Origin of the sequence: Streptomyces sp. NPDC019396, from assembly GCF_040632375.1 — a bacterium.
GTDB lineage: Bacteria > Actinomycetota > Actinomycetes > Streptomycetales > Streptomycetaceae > Streptomyces.
This window is the reverse complement of record NZ_JBEYBS010000065.1, coordinates 1-6,107: the sequence shown is the minus strand read 5'-3', so window position 1 is coordinate 6,107 and position 6,107 is coordinate 1. Positions and strand designations below refer to the sequence as shown.

Here is a 6,107-nt window from a genome sequence, read left to right as displayed (position 1 = left end):
GATCACTCGGATACGGGCGTCGCGTCGGCATGCTTCCGGCGTACCGCCGCAGACCGAGTGCGCCCAGGCGTACGGCGATGACGGTGGAAGCACACGGGCCACGAACGCTGGGCTTTCTGGGATGAGACAGGAACAAGCGACATCCCGCCCCACCCGTCCCAGAGGTCCCGAAGTACACCTGCTATCTCACCATCACCGCGACCCCACGCTTCCAGAATCCGCCTATAACAAGGCAATCCAGATGAAAACGACCTCTAAGGGCCGGGTCAATTTGACGGGTGAGCGTGCACCGGAGCGGCACCAGTTGTGTGAGTCAGACTTTGGAAGGGTGGGGCTGCTTGGCTGGGAGGCGGCCGTGCCTGTCGAGGTACCAGCTGCGGGTCACACGGGCCAGTCCCCAACCGGCCGCCAGGAGCACAAGAATATGCAGCCCACCCTGGATCCAAGCGCGGGTGACGATGTCGTTCACCAGCAATCCGATCGAAACTGCCACCCCCGCAAAGAGCGCGATGGCCATGCCCAGGTGGCTGCGGTACCAGGGGCGCTTGCGCGCGACGATCGGCGCCGCGAGCGTGGCCGCGTATTGAGAGGCCAGGCCAAACTCGTCTTCAGGGGTGGTGCCGGTGTCGGCGAGGTGTGCGCGGGCCTCTTCGACCAGCTCGGTTGCGCGGGGCGGGGGGACTTCGTGCTGGCCGACGAGCAGCCCGTGCAGGGCCCTGAACCACCGCTCCGGGTCGCTGTTTGAGCTGGCTAGCGCCCTGTGTACGAGGCCTCGCAGTGTCGCGGCCTCGTCGTCGGTGGGCTCGGGCCGCTCGTCGCCGTTCCAGAGCATCGCAACGATGAGGGCCAGCGCTGCCCCGGCGACTGCAAGATGCGGCACGGAAAACTCCGGCGTCGTGGGCAGGCTGACGTAAGCCCACACGCCGGCGCCTGCCAGCCCGGCCGAGAGTGCGTAGGAAGCCTTGGCCAGGCGGGGGTAGCCAACCGAACGAATCGCCCGCGCGATGCCGGAGAGCGACACGAACGCGGCGGCGACCAGTGCGAGGCTGGCTATCCGGGCGGGATTGCCCGTCCAGCTCAGGCTTCTCATTGACACCGCAGCGACGAGGCTGCCAAGGATGGCGAACCCGGCGACCTGCATGAAGGAGCCGCCGACATAGTCCCGCGGGGTATAGCCCTTCGCGTCCTCACCGGGACGCACCTCCGGCGGCAATGCCACAGCTACCTGGTCGGCGAACGCGTCGGGCGCACCGAAGACCTCGAAAGGCGAGTCTGAGCTCTCGGTGCAGTACGCCTCGGCCTCGGTGATCACGACGTCCGCACGACGGTGGCCCACGTTCCGTTTGGCGAGTGCCGCCCGCGTATGGAGCTCCCACGCCCAAAAGTCATCGCTCACTGCTCTTCCTCCGTTCGCTCCAGAAGCTGGGAGAGCACCCTGGAGAAATCGCGCCAGAGTGCCCGCTCTGCTACCAACCGCTCTCGGCCGGCCTTCGTCAACTGGTAGACCTTGCGCCCCGGTCCGCCGTCGCCGGCTTGCCAGGTCGAACTCACCGCCCCCTCGACCTCCAGCCGCCCGAGCACGGGGTAGAGGACCCCCCCGCGAATCGGCCCCAGCCCAGACTCGGAGAGCCGCTGCATGAGTGCATAACCGTGCCGCTCACCCTCCGTCAGCGTCGCCATCGTGGCAAGTTCGAGGACGCCCCGCAGCCACGCGCCGGCCGGGTTGGCCTTCGAGCCGGTCGGTACGCTCATCACTCGACATCCCTTCTCAGTAGCCGCAAGTAGACACTACCACGAAACTTCAACTAATCCCGATTCAGAATAGCCCTGAGCTGTGGCTTCGGTTACGGGGATCCGCGACAGCCACCGCGAAGGCTGGGAATCTGGCGAGACGGCAGAGGCGACATCAGCTAGGCTTCCGCCATTTACGCCCCACACGGCTCACTCCGACAGGAGTCCGCAAGCGCCCCACGACAAGCCGACCACCATCGTCGTACATGGCCACCGCTGCGGTCGCCCGCCGCACATCTCCGCGGCAGCTCGGCTGTGATCCCCATGCGCTGGTCGATCTGACAGTTCGCGAGTAGCTCTTGAGAATTTTGTCGCTGAGGCCGAAGGTCCACTGGGCCAGGACGATGGGTATGGCGGGAGGCGAGGGACCCGTCGACGAGTAGGCGCCTTCGTGACCTCCCTGGACGCCGCGGTTCTCCCGCTTGGTCGAGGACGAGCTGGTACGGACGCCAGGATCCCGGTGGGAAGCCGAACGAGGTCGGGCGGCAGTGCGTGGATTACGTTCGGGCGCTGGGCTCGTGCTGCTAGGCGGGAACCGGGGTGGTGTACACCCCGATATCGCCCCGCTAGCTCTTGAACAGGCCCCGGCGGCGAGCGAGCCGGGCGTGATCAGGATGAAGCGTTCGCTGATCTCTCGCAGCAGAGCCCGGCGGCGCACCGGCCCGGCTGGCCAGCTGCGACATCACCCACGCCCGACACGATGACCTCGGCGAGGGTGCGGAGCCGGACAGCGGCCGCGATGGTGCAGCCGCGTGTCGCGAGCAGGGGCCGCACCTCGCCGATCGCCCGGGTGATGGTGGAGCGGTCGACGCCGAACCAGCAGGCCAGCACGTCATGAGTAGCCCCGTGGCGAAGGTGCACGAGCGTGGCCAGAAGACGGTCGATGAAGACCAGCCGGTGCTTCGCACCAGCGCCAACGGCCCGCTGTCGCGGCCTGGACTCCAGTCTCACCCGGTGCCGTTCATGCAATAGCGGGCCCACCTCGGCGACGAGTTCGGCGATCACCTCGGCCAACAGCCCCGTGATCCGGCGATTGCCGACGATCACTGCACGAGTCACGATCCCCACCAAGTGATCATGATCAACCATTCGGAGCCCGACGTCTCACCGCTTACCGTGCACGAGCTCGTTAGCCTCGCGGCGGTGAGTGGAGCCTGGCTCGTCTTCGAGGACGAAGCCGGGCTCTCCATGACGCCGCCGCAGGCGACGTCATGGTTCCAGCGCGGTCGGCCCCCGGTAGTGCGGGGCTGCGGCCGTTCCCGCAGACGGATTTCCATCGCCGCGCTGACCTGCTACAAACCCGGCAACCGCTCCCGCTTGATCTACCGGCCCCGTCGGGACGACGGCCGCCCCCGAACCCGCGAGGCTCGACGCCGGGGTATGGGCAGGTGGTTCCTAGTCTGAGTCAGGAATTCTGTTCAGATATGAGGCGAGGCGTTCGAGGATCTCGTCTGCGGTCTGGTTCAGACGTAGGGCTTCGGGTCGGTGTGCCAAGCAGCGATTCAGTTGCGGATGTCCTTTGGTGAGCTCGGCGAGCCACCGCTCTACGGGGTTCAGCCAGGAGGTGTGAAGTCCAGGTTGAACCGTGGGTGGGCCAGCAGCCACTTCTTGATAGCGGGTGTGTGTAGGGGGCTAATTGTCGCAGATCAAGTGGACATCCAGGCCGGCGGGCACTCATTGCCGAGCTTGATCAGGAACCAACATCGTGGGCCCTGTCGACGAAGTACGGATCGGTCGACAGCTTGAAGGTCTCCGACCACGCGCGGCTGCAGTCCGAACGCACGCCAGATCCGTGACACCGACGACTGCGACAGGCCTATCTCCTTCGCCATCGACCGCGTCGACCAGTGTGTTGCGCTTTTCGATGTCGATTCCAGCGTCCTGGTGACCACCACAGCGACCTGCTCGTCCGTCACGGTCCTGAGCCCACTGGTCGGGGCGTGTCGCCCAGACCGGCAATCCGGTACTGCACGAACCGCGACCGCCAGCGGCCCACCGCCTGCGGCGTGGAACCGAGTTGGCTACCACGTCCTTGTTCGAGGAACCCTCGGCGCAGGCCAGGTTATCCGGCGTCGCAATGCCCATGGCTGCGGGGTGGAACGGCGCCGCACCCACCCCTGGAGTGCAGCCCGCTCCTCATCCGACAACGCGAACACGACCTTCGCCGACCGGCCGCCCCATAGGCCAACCTACTCATCTAAACAGAATTACTGAATCAGAAGACTAAAAGTAGCTTGATCGGCTCCGCGACAACTCAGAATCCTCTCCACGCCGAGTTCATGTGGTCTGTGCACCAACGCCGCCACCCGGCGAATCAGTGCGGTCAGGGCACCACCGGACTCTGATTGGGCGATGTCGGGAAGTTCGGCTGATTCGGAAGCCGGATTCTGCAAGGCCGGCCAATACCCGCAGTCGGAGTGGAATCCACGTCGCAGAGACGCAGAGCGACGCTCACGTGCCTGCCAGCCCCCGCCAGCGCCGGAGCTCCACCTTTTCCCAGCAGCCCTAACCAGCTTCTTTCGATCTTGCCAAAAAGGGCAAAAGGGGGACTTAAGGACCTCCTGGAGAGATTTAAAGAACAGCATGAGTACTAGTTGCGGATACCGTGCAGCAGCCCGCTCGATATCGTCGTAATTCCAAGTGATGGAAATACAGGAGCGGGCTATGAACGTTTCCCGAAAAAAAATCCTCGGAACTATTGCCGCAACAACAGGAATTCTTGCAGCTGTGGCGTATCCAGCCCACGCCGAGGGGGATAGCAAGGCTAAGCAGGACGGAGATCCCAGCGCTACCTATATCTGGGAGAACGACGGCGGCGCTGACCCCGACAAAGCCGACTTCTACTGGGATAATGATCTCGCCGAAGCAGTGGCATGCGAGGAAGTCGAAGCAAACCCCCTCTTGGAGGCTGACAACCGAGTCTTCCCCGGAGTAACCTGGACATGGTACTACGATGATTCCGAGCGACCCGAATCTGTATCCATGGATTCAGTACTTTCCACACTTACTGCTTCATTCAAGGCGATCCACGATCTCAGAAACAATTGCGGCATAACTGGTGATCTTAATCTCGACTTCAAGTATGGGGGCGAAAGGGATCATGAGCAATTTACTTCGGAAGGCACTGCCTACGAGATCAACGTCTCCTTCGCAGACCTCGCGGGGAGCACGGTGGGTAACGGAGGGTCCGACGGTGCGAACTGGGGCGAGGACAACGACGTCCCGTATGTCCGTGCAAGGGGGCATGTGAAATTGGACTCGGATACAAACTGGATGACACCAGGAGCTGCTGGGTGCCCCGAGAATTTCAGGGAAGACGGGGACCTACAGAAGACCGACATGCAGAGTACGGTGATGCATGAAATAATGCACGTTCTCAATGTCGACCATGCAGAGGAGGACGGGACTCCAATGCCCGATGACACGGATAATCCAAAGGCGTACCAGACCATGGCGAGTGCCACTGCTACATGCACTGTCTTCGAGCGAACCCTTGGACGTGGCGACATCGCAACGCTCGTTGACTTGTACGGTACTGACTGAGATTCATTAAGAGACCATTTCTGGCCTCCCATTGAGCTTCTTCGAGGTCGCCACTGATCGGGTGATGGTCCGTGACGCAACAAGCGAGGCCCCCGGGCTGTTGATCGAGATGTCTGACGTCTCAATCACGTTGCTCGGGGGCCTCGTTGGTCATCCATCCTGCCGCACTCGACCTGCCGCATGCACTCGTGGAGTGATCACCATGCTGATCGACACCCGTGAGGGCGACCGGCGGTGCAAGCTCCGGCCGTCCCAGCGCGCGATGGTGGCACTGCTGTACCTGCGCCAACACATCACTCTGGCGAAGATCGCCGCCGGGTTCGGGATCAGCGAGTCCACCGCCCACGCCTACACCAGCGCGGTCGTCGACCTGCTCGCCGCGCGTGCGCCGGGTCTGCTGAAGCCGGCGGGCGCTGTCCCCGCTGTTCTGGACCCACGTGAACCCCTGCGGCCGGTTCGAGCTGGACATGAACTCCCACCTTGACCTCGTCGCCGCGGCGTCCATGGTGCCCGGCCCCCGCACCGCGCCCGCTACGCGGACCGGCGCACCGGCGAACCGGCGAACCGGCGAACCGGCGACGGAGGGTGCGGCCGGATCGGCATCCTGAAGACCCGCCCTCCGGCGTCGCTTCTCGGGCGGCTGGATTATAGACGGGGGGCGAGTAGTAGTGCTTGGTCAGGTCGGTGTCGATGTTGCGTGTCCTATGGGTTGAGTGTGTCGTTGAGGACGTGTGGCACCGGAGGAAATCGCATCTGTGCGTGCCGAGTTGGAG

Annotated in this window: 4 protein-coding genes and 3 pseudogenes; 3 read left to right on the top strand and 4 right to left on the bottom strand. The window is 63.9% G+C overall.

Translation table 11 applies throughout. From position 1 onward, the window contains the following. Positions 1-313: 313 nt before the first annotated feature. The 3 genes from ABZ532_RS31170 to ABZ532_RS31160 form a co-directional block, all read right to left on the bottom strand. Positions 314-1,396, bottom strand: coding sequence for a hypothetical protein (locus ABZ532_RS31170; RefSeq protein WP_361291277.1), 1,083 nt, complete (start codon positions 1,394-1,396; stop codon positions 314-316). After that, complete coding sequence (locus tag ABZ532_RS31165; protein ID WP_361291274.1) at positions 1,393-1,752, bottom strand: PadR family transcriptional regulator; 360 nt, start codon at positions 1,750-1,752, stop codon at positions 1,393-1,395. The genes ABZ532_RS31170 and ABZ532_RS31165 overlap by 4 nt, the downstream gene beginning before the upstream one ends. Before the next feature lie 648 nt (positions 1,753-2,400). Further along, positions 2,401-2,850 carry a transposase family protein gene (locus tag ABZ532_RS31160; protein WP_361291271.1) on the bottom strand — a complete coding sequence of 150 codons (450 nt, stop codon included), beginning with the start codon at positions 2,848-2,850 and terminating at the stop codon, positions 2,401-2,403. Between the two features lie 129 nt (positions 2,851-2,979). Between ABZ532_RS31160 and ABZ532_RS31155 the strand changes: the two are divergent. Next, positions 2,980-3,165: pseudogene (locus ABZ532_RS31155) on the top strand (IS630 family transposase); the annotation flags it as partial. A gap of 21 nt (positions 3,166-3,186) precedes the next feature. Here the strand turns inward: ABZ532_RS31155 and ABZ532_RS31150 are convergent. Next, positions 3,187-3,947, bottom strand: a pseudogene (locus ABZ532_RS31150) (helix-turn-helix domain-containing protein). 508 nt (positions 3,948-4,455) lie between these two features. On the opposite strand from ABZ532_RS31150, the gene ABZ532_RS31145 reads away from it, so the two are divergent. Both ABZ532_RS31145 and ABZ532_RS31140 read left to right on the top strand, forming a co-directional pair. Continuing rightward, positions 4,456-5,334, top strand: a complete 879-nt coding sequence (locus ABZ532_RS31145; RefSeq protein ID WP_361291268.1) for a hypothetical protein — start codon at positions 4,456-4,458, stop codon at positions 5,332-5,334. A 146-nt stretch (positions 5,335-5,480) separates the two neighbouring features. Next, positions 5,481-5,737, top strand: a pseudogene (locus ABZ532_RS31140) (transposase family protein); the annotation flags it as partial. Between the last annotated feature and the right edge of the window lie 370 nt (positions 5,738-6,107).